This is a genomic window from Terriglobia bacterium, assembly GCA_020073185.1.
In the GTDB taxonomy this organism is placed as follows: Bacteria; Acidobacteriota; Terriglobia; order Terriglobales; family Acidobacteriaceae; genus JAIQGF01.
The window spans coordinates 1-19,259 of sequence record JAIQFT010000051.1; the positions used below are offsets into that span (position 1 = coordinate 1).

The following is a 19,259-nucleotide window of genomic DNA, read 5'->3' on the forward strand; positions in this document are numbered from 1 at the left end:
GCGAGCAGATCGAGCATGCCCTGAAGGGATTCGGCGGAGAAGGCGCCGGTGACGATCGGTTTGCCGGAATGCGCGAGGACGACGTAGAGGCGGTAGAGATCGGCGAGGGGCTCGGGAACGTCAACGCAAACGACGGCGGTGGATTGCGCGTCGAATTGGGGAAGCACTTCGGTGAGTTGGGTCAGCAGAATGAGGTCGCGGGTTTCGGCGGAACGTCGGGTGCGAGTCTCGCCGTCGAGAAAATTGACGCAGGAGGAGCCGGGATCGAAGTGGACCGCATCGCGACCGTAGCGGACAACGGGAGAGCCGGTGCGGTCGTAGAGCGCAAATTCGCGCGGTGCGGCGCCGAGGCACGTTTGCGCCAGACCTTCGGGAATGCGGACGCGCTCTTCCTCGACGACGGCGCCGGATGAAGCGAGAAGGTCGCGAGCTTCGGCGGCCCCGACCTGGATGCCGGGATTCGACAGTAACTGGAAAGCTTCGCCGAGGACACGCGCGATCAGCGAATCGTCGAGCAGGCGGATGGCGGGCCTCATGGCGCGTCACCCGCCGAGGGCGCGACCAGGCGTTGGACGAGTTCGAGCGCACGCTGAGCGTCGGCAGCGTAGCCGTCGGCGCCGATTTCGGCCGACCACTTGCTGGTAACGGGCGCGCCACCAACGATGATCTTCACGCGCGGCCGCAGATTCCGCCGTTGCATCGCGGCAATCACATCGCGATGGCGGACCATGGTGGTGGTAAGCAGCGAAGACGCGCCCACGGCATCGGCGCCGGCCTGTTCGGCTGCCTCGGCGAATCGTTCCGCGGCAACATTGCACCCGAGATCAATGACGCGAAAGCCGGCGGCGATCAGCAAAGTGCCGACCAGATTTTTCCCGATTTCGTGAATGTCTCCCTGCACGGTGCCGAGCACCACCGTGCCCCGTACGCTGCGTTCCAGGCCGCGGCGCTGGATCTCGGGTTCGAGCACAGCCGTGGCGGCCTTCATAGCTTCGGCGGCGGCCATCACGTCGGGAAGGTACAGGGCGCGGCAGCCGAACCGCTCTCCGACCTGCCTCATGCCGGGGATGAAGCCGTCGTTGATGGCGGTCAGCGGCTCCCTGCCGGACTGCAACCATTCCTGGGCTAACGCCGCGGCATGTTGCGGCGCGCCGTCAATGATGCTGCGGCGCATGCGCAACAGGATTTCCTCGTTCACCAGGTCCCCAGCGAATTCGCTCGACACACCAGCATGGTGGCGTGTCCGCCGACCCGGAAGCTGTGATGGCGGTCACAGGCGCGATGTTTGCGCTGTAGGGCGCGGCGCGGAGGGTATGGCCAACAAGATCGGCGCAGCCGGCGGCGGAGCGGCGACCAGGGTGCGCAGGAGGTTGCCGTCATCTTGCCACCACCCTTCGGCGAATTGACCACCCGTGAATCGCAGGTGCAGCGGACGCCAGACGCGGGTCCCGGACCCGTACATCAGCGAATCGGCGGGGCTGACCGCGACGGAGCGCGTGTCGGCCCGCAGGCCTACACGAATTGCCTTGAGCGCGCTTTCCTTGGCGCTCCAGAGCAGAGCGACAAGTCGGTTGCGCTCCGCCGCGGCCACACGCGCGAGAAGAGCCTGCTCTTCGGCGGTAAAGAAATCGCCGATGAAGGCGTCGCTGTGTGGCTCGATCAATTCCAGATCGCAGCCCAGGGCCAGGCCGGGTTCGGCGACCGCGCAAACCGCAGCCCCGGTGCGGTGGCTGAGCGAAACGGTGACGGGGGCAGGCTGGCCGGCAAGAAATACTACGGGTGCGCCGCTTGGCGCGGGGCGCAGTTCAATGCGCCTGAAATCCTGGGGCGCAACGAGGCGGAGATAACGAGCGACGGCGGACTTGGCGGTCCAGCGTCCCAGCCGCCAGTCGGCGCGGCGCTTGGCAATCAGCATGGCGTCCAGGCGCGTGCATTCGGCGGCGCTCAGCCAGGCGTCGTCGAGCGGCACGTCCGCCGCTGTCTGCTCCGTCCAGTAAACTTTCACGGCACCACCGATCACGCCACCGTTTGCAGTGCCTTCAACTTCTCGCTGCTCGCGCCGGCGGGAAGCACGACGGTGCGATAGCCCTTGAGCAGCACATAACGATTCCCGGCCGCGTCCACGACCTCGGCATCGAAGGTCCCCTGGTCCGGATGCGACGTTGCCACGGCGTACAACGGGCCCTGTGCCTGCTCCGGCGCGCGGAAGACGCAGAGTCGATCGATGCGCTGCGGCAGGCCGAAGCGACCCTGCTCGACGATTTCCCAGAGCCCGGAGGTCTGGAAGCAAAGCTCGATGAGGCGCGGTGCGGCGACGAGCGACGTCTCGGGCGGAACATGATTGCTCGGCAAACTTGGCGAGAACAGCCCGATCGTTCGCTTGCCCTGGCGCCAAGCACGCTGAACAACCTGGTACGCCGGCCCGTGAAAATACACGCGGTAAATGTCGGCGGCCCCGATGACGGAGCCTATTGGCTCGCCGAGCCCTGGGGCCGTCGCAGCATGCGCGGGTTGTCGCGAAAGACGAACGCGCGCGGTGAAGTGCGTCGTCACCTGCGGCTCGCTGTGATTCGGGAGGAGGCGCAGACCGATGAGCCGGCAGTCGGCGAGCAGCCCGTCGCCTTCAGGATAGAAGATGGTTTCGACAGTCACGGTACGCGGTTCGCTGCGGTAGAACTTGAAGGGCGCGAGGAAACTGACGTCTTCGATTGCGGCGATGTGCCAGCCGGGCAGCAGCGCGAGCGCCGCTTCGGCAAAAGCCTCGATGCCCATGACCCCCGGCAGCACGGGCGTGCCGTCAATCTGGTGATCGTGCAGGAACGGCTGAAGCTTCGGGTCGAGTGTGGCTTCGATGGTGAGGCCGTGATGGACTGACATGCCGGCGATGTGGCCGATCATCGGCCCTGACTGAACGAAGGCGCTCGCGGCAACAGGATCCAACCCGCCCTCGGGATCCCATTCGCTAGTCATGATGCCGAGACGCTGCGCGACGACAATTTCGCCGCGCGTGGCGCCGGCGGTGAGTTCGCGGCGAATGAAAGGAACGCCCGCTTCCGGCGGCAGCATGTCAATGCCGGCAACCTCCATCATTTTCGGGATGGAGCCGCGCGTGGCCATGCCGATGCCGGCCCACGCGGTCCAGTCAATGGCGATGGCGCGAGTGGCCGGGTGAGTAGTGCGGAAACTGGAGGTGATTTTGCACAAGAGGTCGTTGGCCGAACTGTAGTCTGCCTGGCCGGGGTTGCCGAAGCGCCCGGCAACGGAACAGAACGCGACGGTCGCGCCGAGCGGCATTGTGCCGATGGCGTGCAGGAGATTGAAGAAGCCGTCGGCCTTGACGTCGAAGATAAGGTCAAACTCGCGCGGGTCTTTGTCGGGCAACAGGTGGCTGCGTTCCATGCCGGCGGCGTGCAGGAGCACGTCAATGCGTCCGCTGCGCGCGCGCACCTCGGCGATAACGTTGGCGACAGCGTCGGCGTTGGTGAGATTGACGCTGAAGTAGTGCGCCGTGCCGCCGGCTGCGCCGACGGCGTCAATCGCGTCTTGCGCGGCCTGGGCCCGCTCCAGCGCCGCCAGCTCTTTCTCGATCAACGCCGGAGTGGCGCGCTCGCCGCGCGCCTGCATACGCGCGAACAGATCGCGCTTCAGCCCCTCTTTGTCGCCGGCGAAACGCTTGAGGTCGGGATTGTTGGCATCGGGCTCGGGCACCAGATCGAGCAGGTAGAAGGTGCCGCCGGATGCAGACGCGAGATCGGCGGTGATGGCGGACACGATGCTACCTGCCGCACCCGTGATCAGGAACACGGTGTTCTGGTCGAGCGTGAGGCCGGGCTGTCCGTCCACTGCGGGCTGCTCTTGCAGGCCGACGGTCCAACGCTGCTCCGCGCGGTAGCCGATCTCAACGGCGCCGGGATCGCGCAGGGTTTCCTGCATGAGGATGTCGGCGATGTCCGACGACTTGCGCTGCGCTTCGAAATCGACCGCCTTCACCAGGGCGTCAATGCGCTCGCGCTTGTAGGTTTTGGTGAAGCCGGTAACGGCGCCGCCAAGTGGCGCAACGGCTCCGGCCTGGTCGTAGCCGTGCAGGCCGCCGAGCCGTGTCGCCGAAACCAGGAATGTGCCCGGCGGCACGATGTGCTGGTAAAGAACGCGCATGGTGACGTACAGGAATTTGAGGCGCAGGCGCAGGGCTTCGTGCCAGGCGGCAAGGTCCAGGTCAGCGATGTTTCTCTCGATGTCGAGCGCGGGCAACCAGTACACGCCTTGCACGGGACCGGCGGCCAGCCAACTCTGCAGACACTCTTCCAAAGCACCGGAATCCGCGGCTCTGTCGATCGTCAGGACCACAACACCTTGGGCGCGCAGGCGTCCCGCGAGTGCCTCGGCCACGCCGTTCTGATCGGGCATGATGACCACGCGTTGACCGCGAGCGAGGGTCACGCCGGTGGGCTTGCACACGACGAGTGGCGGGCGCAGCGTGGGCACGGGCACGCGGCGAGGAATGCGGTTGGCGGCGTCGAACGATGCGAGTGGCGGGCGCGCACGCTCTACCGGGGTTGCCGATGGCGCGGGCGCGGTCTTTTCCGCGGTTTGCGGTTTTGCTTGGGCCGGAGAAGCCGACGCTGAGCCTGGCTGCCGGTCATGCGCGAACTTGATGACGTGTGCGAGGGTGGGGAAATCGCGCAACTTGAGGTTGGCGTCGCGCGGAATCTTGTACGCCTCACGAATGGCGGCGAACATCTCCGCCTGCTTGACGGTGTCCACGCCGAGATCGGCTTCCAGATCCAGATCCAGGTCCAGCATGTCTTTCGGGTAGCCGGTTTTCTCGGCAACAATGTCGAGCACCTTCTCTTTGATTGGGTCGTCAGTGCTGGGTGATACTTCGACCGCAGCCGCGAGTGGAAGAGGAGAAGCTAACGCCGGCTCGCTCGGCTTTGACGGAGGCGGTGCGGCCATCAGATCGGGCCGACTGTCGTAGACGAAGCGGATCACGTGCGCGAGGGTTGGGAAGTCGCGCAGCTTGCGGTTTTCATCGCGCGGGATGTTGTAAATCTCGCGCACGGCGGCGAACAGTTCCGCCTGCTTGACGGTGTCCACGCCGAGATCGGCTTCCAAATCCAAATCCAGGTCCAGCATGTCGCTGGGGTAGCCCGTCTTCTCCACCACCAGAGCAAGAATGCGCTCCTTGACGGAATCACCGGCACTGTTTACCACTGGCGGTGCGGTGACTTCCTGCCGCAGCAGAGGTGGCGGCGCTACCGCCGGTTCGCTCGGCTTTGACGGAGGCGGTGCGGCCATCAGATCGGGCCGACTGTCGTAGACGAAGCGGATCACGTGCGCGAGGGTCGGGAAGTCGCGCAACTTGCGGTTTTCATCGCGCGGGATGTTGTAAATCTCGCGCACGGCGGCGAACAGTTCCGCCTGCTTGACGGTGTCCACGCCGAGATCGGCTTCCAAATCCAAGTCCAGGTCCAGCATATCGCTGGGATAGCCCGTCTTCTCCACCACCAGAGCAAGAATGCGCTCCTTGACGGAATCACCGGCACTGTTTACCACTGGCGCTGCGGTGACTTCCTGCCGCGGCAGAGGCGGCGGCGCTACCGCCGGTTCGCTCGGCTTTGACGGAGGCGGCGCGGCGGCCAGATCGGGCCGATTGTCGTAGACGAAGCGGATCACGTGTGCGAGCGTCGGGAAGTCGCGCAGCTTGCGGTTTTCATCGCGCGGGATGTTGTAAATCTCGCGCACGGCGGCAAACAGTTCCGCCTGCTTGACGGTGTCCACGCCGAGATCGGCTTCCAAATCCAAATCCAGGTCCAGCATGTCGCTGGGGTAGCCCGTCTTCTCCACCACGAGAGCAAGAATGCGCTCCTTGACGGAATCACCGGCAGTCCTTGCCGCTGGCGCTGCGGGCGCGGTGACTTGCCGCCGCGGCGGCGGTGGAGGCGCAGGCGCCGCGATTGCAGCCGGAGGCACCGGCTCGGCAACGGCGGTGGGCACTTGCTTGGGAGCTGGTTTGCTCTCGATGACGGGTGCAAGCGGCGGCGTTGCGACTTTAACGGGCGGTGGCGTTTCAACTTTGACGGCTGGCGGCGCCGCGGGTTTAACCGGCGGCGTCACTACCATGACGGGCGGTGGCGGCGCGACTTTGACGGCCGGCGTTGCAGCAGGGCGAACCACCGCGGCAGGTTCGGTAACCCGTGCCGGCACTCCGCGATCGCGAACCCGCAGCGTGCGGCGCACCACTTCCAGCTCCGGACCAGGCGCGCCGGAAATGCGGGTGAGCCAGGCACTCCAAGCGTTGCTGTCGGCGATGCGGTAGGCGTAACCGAGCGCATCGGCGGCGGGACGGCATCCGTCTTCGCTCGCAACCCAACGCAACAGCGTCATGCTGATCTGCGAGCCGAAACCGGCGCCCAGGCGCAGCGCGTATTCGACCGGATAGCGGCCGCCCTTCGACAGATTCAAGGCGCCCAGTTCGGGGTCCACCTCCTTGAAGTTGGCCACCGGCGGTACGCATCCGGTTTCCAGCGCCTTGATCGCAACCACATCCTCGATACCGGCGGCCATGGCGTGGCCGGTGTAACCCTTCGTGTTGGCAATCACGACGGCATCGGCGGCTTCGCCGAACACCCGGCGCAAGGCGAAGATTTCGGCCGCCGCACTGCCACCGCGGGCGGGCGTGTAGGTTTCATGCGACATGAACATGGTGCGCGGCGCGATCTGGCCGCGCGCAATGCCGCTGCGGGCTTCGGCCTGCGCGACCAGGTTCTCCATGACCTGGCCGATGTGCTGCACATCAAGACGCGTGCCGTGGAAAGCGCTGTTGGCGGTAACGGCGCTCAGCACCTCGCAGATGGGCCGGATACCACGCTCGCGCGCGGCGTCGGAGCTCTCGACGACCAGCGCGGCGGCGCCCATGCCGACGATCATGCCATGGCGGCGGCGATCGAACGGAATGGCGGCCTCTTCGACGACTTCATCCGTGGCGGCTGCTCCGGTAGCGAGAAAACCGGGGCCGAACCACTCCAGAAGATGATCGGAGGTGACGTCGTCGGCGGAGACGACGATCACGCGGTGGCAACGGCTGTCGCGGATCCAATCTTCCGCCAGCGCGACCGCTTGCGTAGTGCTGGCGCAGGCAGCGTTGATTTGCGTGTTGGGGCCGCGCGCGCCGATGAATTCGGCGAATTGCGAGTGGCCCATAGCCAGGACCCTGAACAGGAAGCGCCGGTCGAAAACGTACGGCTCTTTTTCCAGCGCGGCGCGTAGCTCGTCGATGCGCCGCTGGATTTCCTGGCTGACAGTAGAGTGACCGTTCGACTCGGCCGCGCGGGCGCGCAGGCTCTCCAGCGCGGACAACTGCTCGCGGCGCGCGTGGTCCTGGTAGTAGCGCGACATTTCATCGGCGAAGGAATCGCAGCCGGGGAATGCGGAGGCAAAGATCACGCCGGTGTCGTCGCGCAGGGAGTCGGGCAGCGCCCAGTGGTCCGGCAATAGCGTGCCCTTGCTGGTCGTTTTGTAGCGCAGGACCAGCGGGATGCCGGCATCACGCAGGGCATCAATGCCAACGGCGATGGCAAGCTGGGTGACGCGGTCGAGCGCGAGCATGCGATCGGCGGAGACGCCGAATTCGTTTTCCAGGTCGAAGGTCCCGCCGCGGCCGGCCAGCCGGATCACGTCGGCAACATCATTAATGGTCTCGAACGTGGGGCCGCCGTTGTCGCTCTTGACCAGTCGCCGGATGTGCTTGTCGAGCATGGCGCGGCGGAGGCGCGTGGGAACGGATTCAATGAACTGGTCGCCGCGCAGGATGCGGGCGATATTGGCGTCGTCGAAGATGCGCTCAGTGCCGGGCAGGCCCAGGGCGGCGCCGGTGATGACAACGGGTTCGGCCAGCGCGGCATGCTGGCCGTGGTAAATGGCATAGCCGCGCTCGAGGGCATCGGCAAAAACGCGGCCGAGCGCGAGGTAGCGGTCCTCGGTCAATGACGCCGTTGCGGTGGTAGCGCCCGCTACCGGAGCTGCGACCGCCGCGGGTTGTGGAACTGCCACCGGCGGCGTAATCGGGACTGCCATCTCTGCCCTGGCTGGAATCTCGCGCACGGCTTCGTCGACCGCTGCGCCCAATCCCGCGGCATACAACCCGCAGAGCGCCTGATTGAAGGAAACAATCTCGCCAACTTTGGGGTGATTGGTGAAGAGCGACAGCACGTCTCCGTGCCCACCGAGAACGTCCTCGGCAAATCCCTGCAACGCCTTCTTCGGCCCGGTTTCGACAAACACGCGCACGCCGGCGTCGTACAGCGTGTGTAGCCCCTTGACGAATTGCACGGGCGCAGCGACCTGGAGCGCCAGAATGTCGAGCATCTGCGTCACGACATCGGTCCCGACCATGGGGTAGAACTCGCCGCTTACATTGGCGACGACTGGGATAGCGGGCGCCTGCAAGCGCAAACGCGCTAACACCTGCCGCAGCGGTGCGCTCGCCGGCGCGACGATTGAGGTGTGGAAGGCGTGGCTGACGTTGAGCGGCGCCACTTCGTAGCCGGCTTTCTGGAAAGCTTCCATGGCCTGCTCAACCGGCTTGGAATTGCCGCCGATCACTCCCTGATGTTCGCTGTTGACGTTGGCAATGACAACGTAGCCGTCAATCGTCTTCAGGATGCGTTCAATCTCGGTTAGTGGCGCGAACACGGCGGCCATGCGGCCGATGTCCTCCGGCGCGAAGCGCGTCATCTCGCGTCCCCGCGCGCTGACCGCCTCCAGCGCGTCGCCGAACGGAAGCGCGCCGGCGGCAACCAGGGCACCGTACTCGCCCAGGCTGTGGCCCATCGCCATGTCGGGCCGGATGCCGTACTGAGCCAGCAGTTCGGTCAGGCTGGCATCGGTGGCCAGCACGGCGGGCTGCGTGATGGCAGTTTGGCGCAGGCCTTCTTCGGCCTGGGTGGCTGCGTCCGGATCGTTGGGATCAATAAAGATGTACTCGCTCAGTGGCTTCCCGAGCAGGGGCGTCATGATGCGATCGGCTTCGGCAAAGGTCTGTGAGACGATCGGCTCGTTGTCACGCAGGGTGCGCAACATGTTCACGTATTGCGAGCCCTGGCCGGTGTAGAGGAATGCGACCTTCGGCGCGGGACCGTGGCCACGGAAGATGCCCATGGCGCGCAGGGCCTTCCACACTGCCGGCTGGTTGGCAGCAAGAGCCTTCAGCGCCTTGCCGGATTTGTCCGCCAGTTCGGCGGCGTTGCCATAGTCGATTGCCAAGCGTTCCGGCGCATGCAGGTCGGATGCAGCTGGAGCCGTAGGCGCGGGAGCCTGGGCCGCCTCGGCTGCCTTCTGTACCGTGCGCAAACGCTGTGCCAGGGCCGCGTCGGAATCGGCGCCGATCAGCAACGCCCCGCGCAACGGAGCTTTGGATAAAGACGCGACACTTGGGGTGGGGGGAACTTTCGAGGCATTCATCACTCCGCCTTCCGCTGCGGTCTGCGAGATGGCGCCGACCGCGATCGACCGTTTGCCGTTGCCGTTCAGTCTGCCGGGAATGTGCTCTTCCAAAACCACGTGAAAGTTGGTGCCGCCAAAACCAAAGGCGCTGGCGCCGGCGCGCCGTACGCCGTCCTTGGGCATGTCCCACGGCCTAAGCTCGGTATTGACGTACAGCGGGGAGTGGGCGAAGTCGAGACCGGGATTAGTGCGTTCGCAATGGATGCTGGGAGGAATGACCTTCTCGTGAATCGAGAGTGCAGCCTTCAGCAGTCCGGCGGCGCCGGCCGCGCCCTTGAGATGTCCGATATTGGATTTCACCGAGCCGAGCGCTACCGAGTGGGTTGGCAGGTTGGAACCGGAAAGCGCTGCTTCCATGCAACCCAGCTCCACCAGATCGCCGACGCGGGTGGATGTGCCGTGGCCCTCGAACAGGGTGACGGTCGCCGGCGAAAGCCCGGCATTCTGCCACGCGCGCTCTATCGCTAACTTCGGACCGACAGGATTGGGCGCGGTGATTCCCTTCCCCTTGCCATCGCTCGATCCACCGATGCCGCGCAGCACGGCATAGACGCGGTCACCATCGCGTTCGGCGTCGGCGAGGCGCTTGAGTACGAAAATGGCCGCGCCCTCTCCCATCACGAAGCCGTCGGCGCCTTCGGCGTACGGGCGACTCCCGGTCGCCGACAGCGCACCGATCTTGCAAAACTTGATAAACGTCGAGGGCCCCATGTTGCGATCAACGCCGCCGGTTACGGCCACGTCGAAGTCGCGCTCCACCAATCCATCCACGGCGGCGCTCAACGCAGCCATGGCCGAGGCGCAGGCTGCGTCGCACACGAAGTTGGGTCCGTGGAAGTTGTAGAGGTTGGCGATGCGGCCGGCGATGCAGTTAGCCAGTTCTCCGGGCATGGTGTCTTCCGTGATTTCGGGGAAGCGCTTGCCGATCCGCTGGCGCAGTTCGCGGGTGAGTTCCTGGCGCAACTCCGCCGGCAGTGCCGCGAAGCTGGGGGCCGCGGAGAGCTCGCGCGCGTATTCCGGAAAATACAGGCGGAGCACGGTGAAATACTGCTTTTCCCCGGCGATGGCGCTGCCGATGATCACCGCCGTGCGGTCCGGATCGAGCGGGCGCTTGGGATAGCCATAATCTTCCATGGCAGCGCGGGTGCAGGAGATCGCCCACTGCTGCGCTTCATCCATGGCGCCGGCGACGCGCGGCGGGATGGGCAGGTGCCACTTCATCGGATCCCAGACGGCCTCGCGCACCCAGCCGCCGATCTTGGAATAAGTCTTATCCGGCGCGGCGTGGTCGGGGTCGTAATAGAGTGCCGGATCCCAGCGATCAGGGGTGACCTCGGTGATGCTGTCGCGCCCCTTCTTCACGTTGTCCCAAAAGGTAGCTACGTTCGGGGCATCGGGCAGGACCGCGCCCGCCGCCACGATGGCAATCGCTCGATTCGCAGTACTTTCTTCCATGATGACGCTCCTGGCGGGCATACGCCGGCGGCACTCCCGGACCGGATGCCCTGACTAAATGACTAAATGTCGAAATCAGGCGGCTTGTCCGGCCCGCTTGCTGGCGCGGCCGTAGAGCACGTCGCCGACGAAATCCATGTCTGCAATCAGGCCCGCCTGGGCGCGATGAATTGCGGGCAGCCCCAAGCTGGTTTCAAACGCAGCCATCTCCGAATCGCTGACCCCGCCGGCTGCCGTGATCCAGCGCGAACCTTCCTCCCCCACCTTCAGCGCCGCCGCGCGCGCAAAGACTCTTGCCAGCGCCGCCAGAGCCGTAGCGTCGAAATGACGGTTTGCTTTTTCGTTCAGCTTGTTTTCCGCCGCGCGCACCGCCCGGTTTGCCAGGCTGCCGGCGCACTCGGCATGCGCGATCAACTCGCCGAGCCGCAGAAGAATGTGCTGGAAGCGCGTGAGGCGGGCGACGCGGGCCTTCTCCATCACCGCAGCGAGTGCGTGCAATGCCAACGCCGCGAAGTCGGCGCCTACGTCGGAGTGGCGGACGTGCAAGGCTTCCATCGCCCGCGCCTGGTCGTGATAGTACTGGCCGCGCGTTTTCAGGTGGAGCTGCCAGCGGTCCCGGCCGATGGTCATCTCCATGATCTCGGAGGTGCCCTCGTAAATGGTGGTGATGCGCACGTCGCGCCTGATCTTTTCCACCATGTATTCCCGGGTGTAGCCGTAGCCTCCATGCGCCTGGATGGCGGCATCCGCCGCGGAATTGCCGGCCTCGGTTGCCATGTACTTGGCGATGGCGCCCTCGGTGTTCAGGCTGCCCTCGGCGCCGGCGTCAATGCGTTCGGCGGTCTCCTCGATGTACGAGCGGGCGGCCTCCAGCCAGGCGACGTTGGGCACGATCAACTTGTGCGTGTATCCCTGTTTCTCCGAGAGCGGCGCGCCGGCCTGGATGCGCTTCACAGAATAAGGAATGGCGCGATCGAGCGCGGCCCAGCCTGCTCCCAGGCCAAAAGCCGCCACCATCAGGCGGGTGTACCCGAACACGGCCTGGGCCTGGAGCAGTCCCTGGCCTTCCACGCCGCCAATCAGTCGGTCGGGAGTAACGAACACGTTGTCGAGAGCCAGCGCTGCCGTGTTGCTCAGCCGGATCCCATGTTTGTCTTCCGGTTTGTCGTGGGTGAACCCCTTGGCACCCTTCTCGACCACGAACCAGCTCGGGCCGGCAGGCGTGTTCGCCAGAATCGTGTAGGCATCGGCGATCCCGCCGTTGCTGATCCATTGCTTATTGCCGGTGATCTTGTAGCCGGCGATGGCGCCGTTCTCAAGGACGCGTTCTGCCGTGGTACGCAGAGCTCCCAAGTCACTGCCGGCTTCCGGCTCGGTGGCGCCATAGGCGAACAGGATTCCATCGTTCGCGATGCGCGACAGCCAGACCTTCTTCTGCTCAGGGGTGGCGCCCATGGTGATGGGATCGCTCCCGAGAAACGTCGCCAGCACTGCCGTGGCGACGCCCAGGTCAATGTGCGCCATCTCTTCGCAAATGCAATACACATCAAACGCACCGCCGCCCATGCCGCCGTACTCTTCCGGGACGAACAGGAGCTGTATGCCGATCTGGTCCGGATCACACATCTGACGCACGATGTCCACCGGGCATTCGTCGCGGGCGTCCAGGTCCAGGAGCGTCTCGTCCGGCAAGCGCTTCTTGGCGAAATCCTTCAGCGATTTCAAGCTCAACTTCAGGGTCTTGCTGGTAATCATGGGGTGCCTCCTATTTCGCCGCAGCGCAGCGCGTCTCGCGGATCTTGTTGGTTAGTTCCGGTAAGAATTCCAGCAGGTCGGCGACGATACCGACATCCGCGACCTGAAAAATCGGCGCCTTGGGGTTCTTGTTGATGGCGATCAGGAACGGGTTCCCTTTGATTCCCGCCAGGTGCTGGAACGCGCCGCTGATGCCGCAGGCCATGTACACCTTGGGCTTGACCGTCTTGCCGGAACTGCCGACCTGGCGGGACTTCTCCATCCACTTGGCGTCCACCACCGGTCGCGAGCAGGAAACGGCAGCGCCCATGGCGTCGGCCAGCTCCTGCGCGATGTGAATGTTGTCCTGCTCCTGGATACCGCGGCCGACGGAAATCAGGACGTCGTACTTGGTGATGTCCACGTCGCCCGCTTCGGCAACCACCGTCCCGACATAACGCCGTTTCGCCGTCAGGGCGCCGGCGGGTGAAGGCTTGTCCACTACCTGCCCGGTGGCGCCGCTTGCCAGCGCCTTGAATGCACCCGGACGAACGTTGATCACGGCGCCGGTGGAGATGTCGCAGCGAACATGTGTGCTGAATTGGCCGCCAACTTCCTGACGCACGAGTTTCAGGAAGCTGCCGTCCACAACCTCGATGGCCAACACATCGGAGACAAATGCGGAATTCAGCTTGACGGACAGGCCGGGTGACAAGTCGATGCCGAAATGATCGTGCAGTACCAGCACGATACTGTCCTGCGGCACGACGATCGCCAGCGCTTTGCGGACGAGTTCGGCATTGGGATAGGCAAGCGCTTCGTTGCCGACTTTCCAAATCTCCCCATAGACAGGACGGAGGGACTCGCAAGCGGCATCCAGCTCCGCGCCCCAACCCGTGACGATGGCTACAGGCGACGCATTGGCGTCAATCTTCCTGGCGGCAGCCGCCAGCTCGGCAGCCGAATCGTCGGCGGCCCCACCTCGATGCATGACATAGGCGAAGATGCGAAGCATTATTTGAACCCTCCCTTGGCTTTAACCAGCTCCATGACTCTGTCGGCCATCTCTTCGGGGCTGCCTTCCAGCATCTCGGCGCCCTTGCCTATCGCGGGGACGAAGTAGTTCACGCGTTTCACTTTGGCGGCAGCTTCTCCCACGCTGTTGGGGGCAATCCCGAGGTCGGAAGCGGCGAAGGTTGGAATCTTCACCGAGGCCACTTGGCGAATGCCTCGCATTCCGACATAGCGTGGCTCGTTGATGCCAGTCTGTATGGAAAGCACGCAAGGGAGTTCGATCTCGTTGACCTCCCTGTTGCCACCCTCGATTTCGCGGGTGATCTTCAACATCCCGTTCGGCAGGACTTCGATGGAATTGACCAGGGAGGCGAAGGGATAATCGAGCATGGCCGCCAACATGCCGCCCACCTGCGCGGCGCCGTCCTCCGCCTGGACGCCGGTCAAGATCAGGTCGCAATTGCCCTTCTGAACGAAGTTCTTCAGAATCGTGGCCAGGCCGAAGCCATCGCATCCGTCGAAGCCTTCGTCGGAGATGAGCGCGGCGTGCTTGGCACCCATCGCCATCTCGCGGCGCAGGACTTCTTCGTCGTCTTCGCCGCCGACGGTGACCACGGTGACGTTGCCACCGACTCGATCGACGATCTGAATGGCCTCTTCGACGGCGTAGTTGTCCCATTCATTGATCGAATACACCAGGTCATCGCGTTCAATGTCGTTTCCCGTTTGGTTAAGCCGGATTTCGTTCTCCGACGTGTCGGGGACTCGCTTTACGCAAACTAGAATCTCCACTATTCAGCCTCCCTGAATCGCAGTTGCACACTGCAGCTGGGTCTCGGTCCGTGGCTCCGCGGGTTCACGCGCGATCTGTTGGTCCACCAGTTCCGCCAGGTCGATGGCCGTCATTTTCCCTTCCAGGCCGGCGACCTTAATGGCGTCTTCGATATTCACCATGCAGAAGGGGCAGGCAGTCACGATCACGTTGGCCCCGGCTTCGGCAGCCATCTTGACCCTGGCCACGCCCATCCGCTGGTCTTCCTTGGCCTCGTAGAACAGCATCAATCCGCCGCCGCCGCAGCAGAACGAGCGCTCGCGGCAACGGCTCATTTCCACTCTCTTCAAACCGGGTATCGCATCCAGCACATCGCGGGGCGCGTCATAGAGCTGGTTGTGCCGCCCCAGGTAGCAGGGATCGTGGTAGGTGTAGACGCTGCTTTCGTTTTCTACCGGCAGGAGCTTGATCCTGCCCGACAGCACTTCGCCGGCAATGACCTGGCTGATGTGCTCCACCGGAGGAACGTCTTTGTAATCGTGTTTCAGCGCGTTGAACGCGTGCGGATCGGCGGTCACGATGCGCTGCGCTCCCGAGGCCTTGATCGCATCCACATTGTGGTCGCGCAGCGTCATGTACAGCATCTCTTCGCCGAAGCGCCGGGCGTCATGTCCGCTGTCTTTTTCCGCCACGCCCAGGATTCCGAAGTCCTCTCCGATGTGGTCGAGAATTCTGGCGGTAGCACGTCCAATGGCCTGGATGCGGTCGTCGTACGAGGTAATGCTGTCCACGAAGTACAAGGTCCGCGCGCCGCCGTTCCCATTGAGGATCTTGACTTGGCAGGTCTGCTGGAACTCTTTCGTCTTTGCCCAATCGGCGCGTTTCTTCTCCATCTTGCCGTAGGGATTGCCGCGGCTCTCCAATGCCTTGAGCGGCTTTTGCAGAGACTGCGGGACTTTGCCGTCGTCAATGAGGCCGCGCCGCAGGTCAACGATCTTGTCGACGTACTCGATCAGCAGCGGGCATTCCTCTTCACAGACTCCGCAGGTGGTACAGGACCAGATCTCATCGTCGGAAAATACGCCGCCAATCAAGGACGCGCCGTCGCTCGGCCGGCCGAAGACCGGGTAGTGCTGGAAGCTGTAGTCCCGTGCCTTGATGGTGAGGAACCGTGGCGACAGCGGCCTGCCGACTGCGTTCGCCGGGCAGTTATCAGAGCAGCGGCCGCAATCGGCACAGGAGTAAAAGTCCAGCATGTGCTTCCAGGTGAAGTCTTCGAATTTCTTCAGCCCAAACGATTTCACCTGGTCCAGGTTGGCGTCGCTTACGCCCCAGCGCACCGGCTTCACCGTCCCCCTGTCCAGCTTGGAAAAGTACACATTGAACAGGGAGGTGATGACGTGAAACTGAATTCCGAAGGGGCGATAGCAGAGCAGGAAATAGAACGTCGCCTCATGCACAAGGCAGGCGCCGAGGTGAACCTTCCCGATGGTCACCACGGCCGTCGAAGCAAAAGCAATGCCGAACATCCACGGAAGCGACAGCACCCCGAACGACGTCATGTGGCCTTGCGGCAGATGAGCGGCCGCCTTGGTCGCCTCGAACAGGCCGTCGGCCAGCATCAGGGCGGCGATCAACCCGAGAAGGAAGATGGCGTCCACCGGATGGCCTTTGCCATACCTGGCCGGCACCGCGTAGCGCGCCGGTTTGAAGACGATCCGGCGAACGGCGGCAATCACCACCGCAAAAAACACCAGCGTGGCCGCGTAATCGGTGATCACGTCGTACGCACGGGCGGCGCTGGCGGGTAGTATCGGGATGGCGAAGTTTTCCGAGATGCCGAAGGCCACCAGCGAAATCGAGCGCACCGCCAGCACAATGAAACCGGCAAAAATAACGAGATGAATAAGTCCGGCGCCGAGATAGCGCGGATGCTTCCACTGTCCCAGCCAGTACTGCAGTACTCTTTCCAGCCTCGTCCATGGGCGATCAAAACGGTGATCGCGCGCGCCCCGCATGAGCGGGGCCATGCGCCGGGTCACAACGTAGGCAAAGCAGGCCAGACCCAGGAGGTGAATCAACAGGAAAACAATGTGCCCCGGGACCAACCAATATGTCGCTTGCGCGGGTGAAGCAACGCTTTCCACGCTACCGAACATCTCGGCTGCCTCCGCAAACCACGGCGGCACCTCGCGGGTGCTCCCGAGCTGCAATCAATTTGGAAGTGACGGGCCGGCGGGCGGACCGGCTAGCGCTTGCACGCTTGGCATAATGAGTTGTCGCCGCCAGCCGTTCTGTGACGCGCATCACCTTGTCATGCGCCATGACACGTCACGTTCCCGAATGGGAATACGCGATGCGGTTCCGTTCCGGAAAAACAACCGCACAGCGTTGGCGCAACTAGTCGTGCGCCACGTCACAGACGAACTCGGCCCGATGTGAAAACCTGAACTCGCAATCGTTAGCCTGCCGCGGTCTCTATCGATGCAAACAGCAACCCGTTCCCAAAGCAGGAGGAGAACCGCCATGAACCCGGGATCCGGAAAAGATTTTGAAAGTATCGAGAGCGCCCAGGATTTCGTCGCTCTCCTGTCCCAAACGGTGATCGAGGCAAAAAAAGAAATCGATGCCGATGTCCAAAAAGAGATCGGTTCAAAATCGGGCCGCCGCCTGGACGCATTGCGGCTGGTGTCGTACAGCCTGGAAAAACTCGAGCTGCACATGAAGCAGAGCTGCCGGATTCTCAACGATCTTCGTTCGCTGCGCCGGCTTCTGGCAGCGGAACGCACAGCACCCGCGCGCGCCGTCCCGCCCAAACCGGCCCCAGCAGTACGGCTTGATACGTCCCTACCCGCGGTGCATTCTCCGTGCCGGGCCACGGTGAAACCTCAGCCCCCGACGCCGGGCAGGGTGGTTGCAGCATGAAGTCGGCCACAAAGTCATCGCGCATGTTGTTTGCGAATTGAGGCGGACTATGAATGTACGCGAATGGTCGAAGTCAACCGCAGTTTACGGTCAGAAACTTGTCCATAGCGGGCGTGAGGGAGCGGCACTGGGCCGGGACTCGTATCTGCACGGAGAACACCTGGGAACGTTCTTCAACCAGTCGGCTCGCACCGCCCTGAAGCCCGCAGTCCTTGGGGCGGCCCTCGGTTTGTTGAGCGCGTATCCAGCCCACCGCAACAGATCGGCGCTCCGGGCGTTCGAATGCGGCGTGCTCGGCTGCGTCGTTGGGTTCGGCGCGGCCGTCGCCTGGCAGAGCCGCGGCCTGGCCTCCAGCGTCGCTTCGCGCGCGCTGAAAAATATCGACAGGGTGCGCGATGAGCACTGGCTGGAAAAGCACCCCATCGACTACGCATAATTGGCAATAATAAGGATAAGCGTTCAAACCAGGGCTTGCGCTTGCCGCCGGGCGTTCCTGTTTCGGCAAAACGCCCGAACGCGCTGGTGCCGATTCTTTCATCCCACAGTCCAAAAGCGGAATACCTTAGGTGCAGCAGGCTGATGCGATCATGCCGAGCAGCACCACCCCGGAGAATTTTGGGAAGGAACTCCTTCCGCGCGACGACTGCATTGACGCGTTGCCCGCCGATGTCCCCGGCAAGCCGAATGCAACCGCGGCCCTGAACCTGAACCGCCGCCGCTTCCTTCAAGTAGCCGCGCTTCCCTGTGCCGCGTGCGCCGTGGCCGCATCTTTACCTGCCTGTTGCTCTGAGCCGCTGCACGATTCCCCGCTGCCGCAAGGCGACGCCGCCGTCGAGGCCAGGTTCTATGACAAGCTCGCATCGAAGAGCGTGCAGTGCCGGTTGTGTCCACGCCAGTGCGTGGTCGCCGACGGCGGGCGCGGCTACTGCAAAGTGCGCGAGAACCGCGGCGGGACCTACTACAGCCTGGTGCATTCTCGCCTGTGCGCCGCACACATCGATCCCATCGAAAAGAAGCCGTTCTTCCATTTCCGACCGGGCACGCTCGCCTTCTCCGTCGCTACCGGCGGCTGTAACGTCAATTGCAAGTTCTGCCAGAACTGGGAAATCTCGCAGATCGCTCCCGAGCAACTGCGACGGCAGTACGTCACGCCCGCCGGCCTGGCCGCCGCCGCACGACAGAACGACTGCCCGACGCTCGCCTATACCTACAGCGAGCCCGTCATCGCAACCGAGTATTACCTGGACTCCGCCGAGGCCGGCCACGCTGCGGGGATCAAGAGCGTGTTCGTCAGCAATGGCTTCATCCGCCGCGAGCCTCTGGAGCGCCTCTGCCATCGCATGGACGCCATCAAGATTGACCTGAAGGCGTTTTCCGATGCGTACTACCGCGAGGTGGTCAACGCGGAGCTCAAGCCGATCCTGGAAACGCTGGTCACCATCCGCAAGCGCGGCGTGTGGCTGGAAATCGTGTACCTGACCGTACCATCCTTAAACGACAGTGAGAGTGAGTTAAGAGCCATGGCGAAGTGGGTCAAGTCGGAGTTGGGGCCGGATGTTCCGGTCCATTTCACGCGTTTTTATCCTCTGTATCGTCTGAAGAATCTTCCGCCGACGCCGGTGGAAACGCTGGAGCGCGCCAAGTCCATCGCCGGCGCCGAAGGGCTGCATTTTGTCTATGTGGGCAACGTGCCCGGCCACGCCGGCCAGCACACGCATTGTCCCAAGTGCAGCCGCGTGGTCGTGGAGCGCGCCGGGTTCACCGTGCGCAAGCTGCAGTTGAAAAACGGCCGCTGCGAGTTCTGCCGCGCGCCGGTAGCGGGCATGTGGACCTAGACTGACATGGTTACCATGAG

11 protein-coding genes are annotated in these 19,259 nt (G+C 63.8%); 3 read left to right on the forward strand and 8 right to left on the reverse strand.

Annotated features, from left to right (window positions below; genetic code table 11):
* The 8 genes from LAN64_16045 to LAN64_16080 all read right to left on the reverse strand — a co-directional run.
* A partial coding sequence (locus tag LAN64_16045; GenBank protein ID MBZ5569348.1) for a trimethylamine methyltransferase family protein occupies nt 1–536 on the reverse strand: 536 nt, incomplete at its 3' end.
* A complete protein-coding gene (locus LAN64_16050) occupies nt 533–1,225 on the reverse strand; it encodes a cobalamin-dependent protein (protein MBZ5569349.1) in 693 nt (230 codons plus the stop codon). The genes LAN64_16045 and LAN64_16050, both read right to left, overlap by 4 nt.
* Before the next feature lie 45 nt (nt 1,226–1,270).
* Nucleotides 1,271–2,005, reverse strand: a complete 735-nt coding sequence (locus tag LAN64_16055) for a 4'-phosphopantetheinyl transferase superfamily protein (GenBank protein MBZ5569350.1) — start codon at nt 2,003–2,005, stop codon at nt 1,271–1,273.
* Nucleotides 2,006–2,016: 11 nt separating this feature from the next.
* The gene (locus tag LAN64_16060; GenBank protein MBZ5569351.1) at nt 2,017–10,959 is read right to left on the reverse strand and encodes an SDR family NAD(P)-dependent oxidoreductase; all 8,943 of its coding nucleotides are present in this window, start codon (nt 10,957–10,959) and stop codon (nt 2,017–2,019) included.
* A gap of 75 nt (nt 10,960–11,034) precedes the next feature.
* Nucleotides 11,035–12,714 (reverse strand): acyl-CoA dehydrogenase family protein, encoded by a 1,680-nt coding sequence (locus LAN64_16065; GenBank protein ID MBZ5569352.1) that lies wholly within the window; start codon nt 12,712–12,714, stop codon nt 11,035–11,037.
* A 10-nt stretch (nt 12,715–12,724) separates the two neighbouring features.
* Entirely contained in the window at nt 12,725–13,708 is a 984-nt protein-coding gene (locus LAN64_16070) for an electron transfer flavoprotein subunit alpha/FixB family protein (protein MBZ5569353.1), read from the reverse strand.
* Nucleotides 13,708–14,499, reverse strand: a complete 792-nt coding sequence (locus tag LAN64_16075) for an electron transfer flavoprotein subunit beta/FixA family protein (GenBank protein MBZ5569354.1) — start codon at nt 14,497–14,499, stop codon at nt 13,708–13,710. Before LAN64_16075 ends, LAN64_16070 begins: the two co-directional genes overlap by 1 nt.
* A gap of 3 nt (nt 14,500–14,502) precedes the next feature.
* Nucleotides 14,503–16,638 carry a (Fe-S)-binding protein gene (locus LAN64_16080; protein MBZ5569355.1) on the reverse strand — a complete coding sequence of 712 codons (2,136 nt, stop codon included), beginning with the start codon at nt 16,636–16,638 and terminating at the stop codon, nt 14,503–14,505.
* A 367-nt stretch (nt 16,639–17,005) separates the two neighbouring features.
* Between LAN64_16080 and LAN64_16085 the strand changes: the two genes are divergently transcribed.
* The 3 genes from LAN64_16085 to amrS all read left to right on the forward strand — a co-directional run bounded on the left by LAN64_16085 (nt 17,006) and on the right by amrS (nt 19,239).
* Entirely contained in the window at nt 17,006–17,404 is a 399-nt protein-coding gene (locus LAN64_16085) for a hypothetical protein (GenBank protein ID MBZ5569356.1), read from the forward strand.
* Between the two features lie 49 nt (nt 17,405–17,453).
* Complete coding sequence (locus LAN64_16090) at nt 17,454–17,840, forward strand: hypothetical protein (protein MBZ5569357.1); 387 nt, start codon at nt 17,454–17,456, stop codon at nt 17,838–17,840.
* Nucleotides 17,841–17,991: 151 nt separating this feature from the next.
* Entirely contained in the window at nt 17,992–19,239 is a 1,248-nt protein-coding gene (gene amrS / locus LAN64_16095) for an AmmeMemoRadiSam system radical SAM enzyme (GenBank protein MBZ5569358.1), read from the forward strand.
* Nucleotides 19,240–19,259 lie beyond the last annotated feature (20 nt).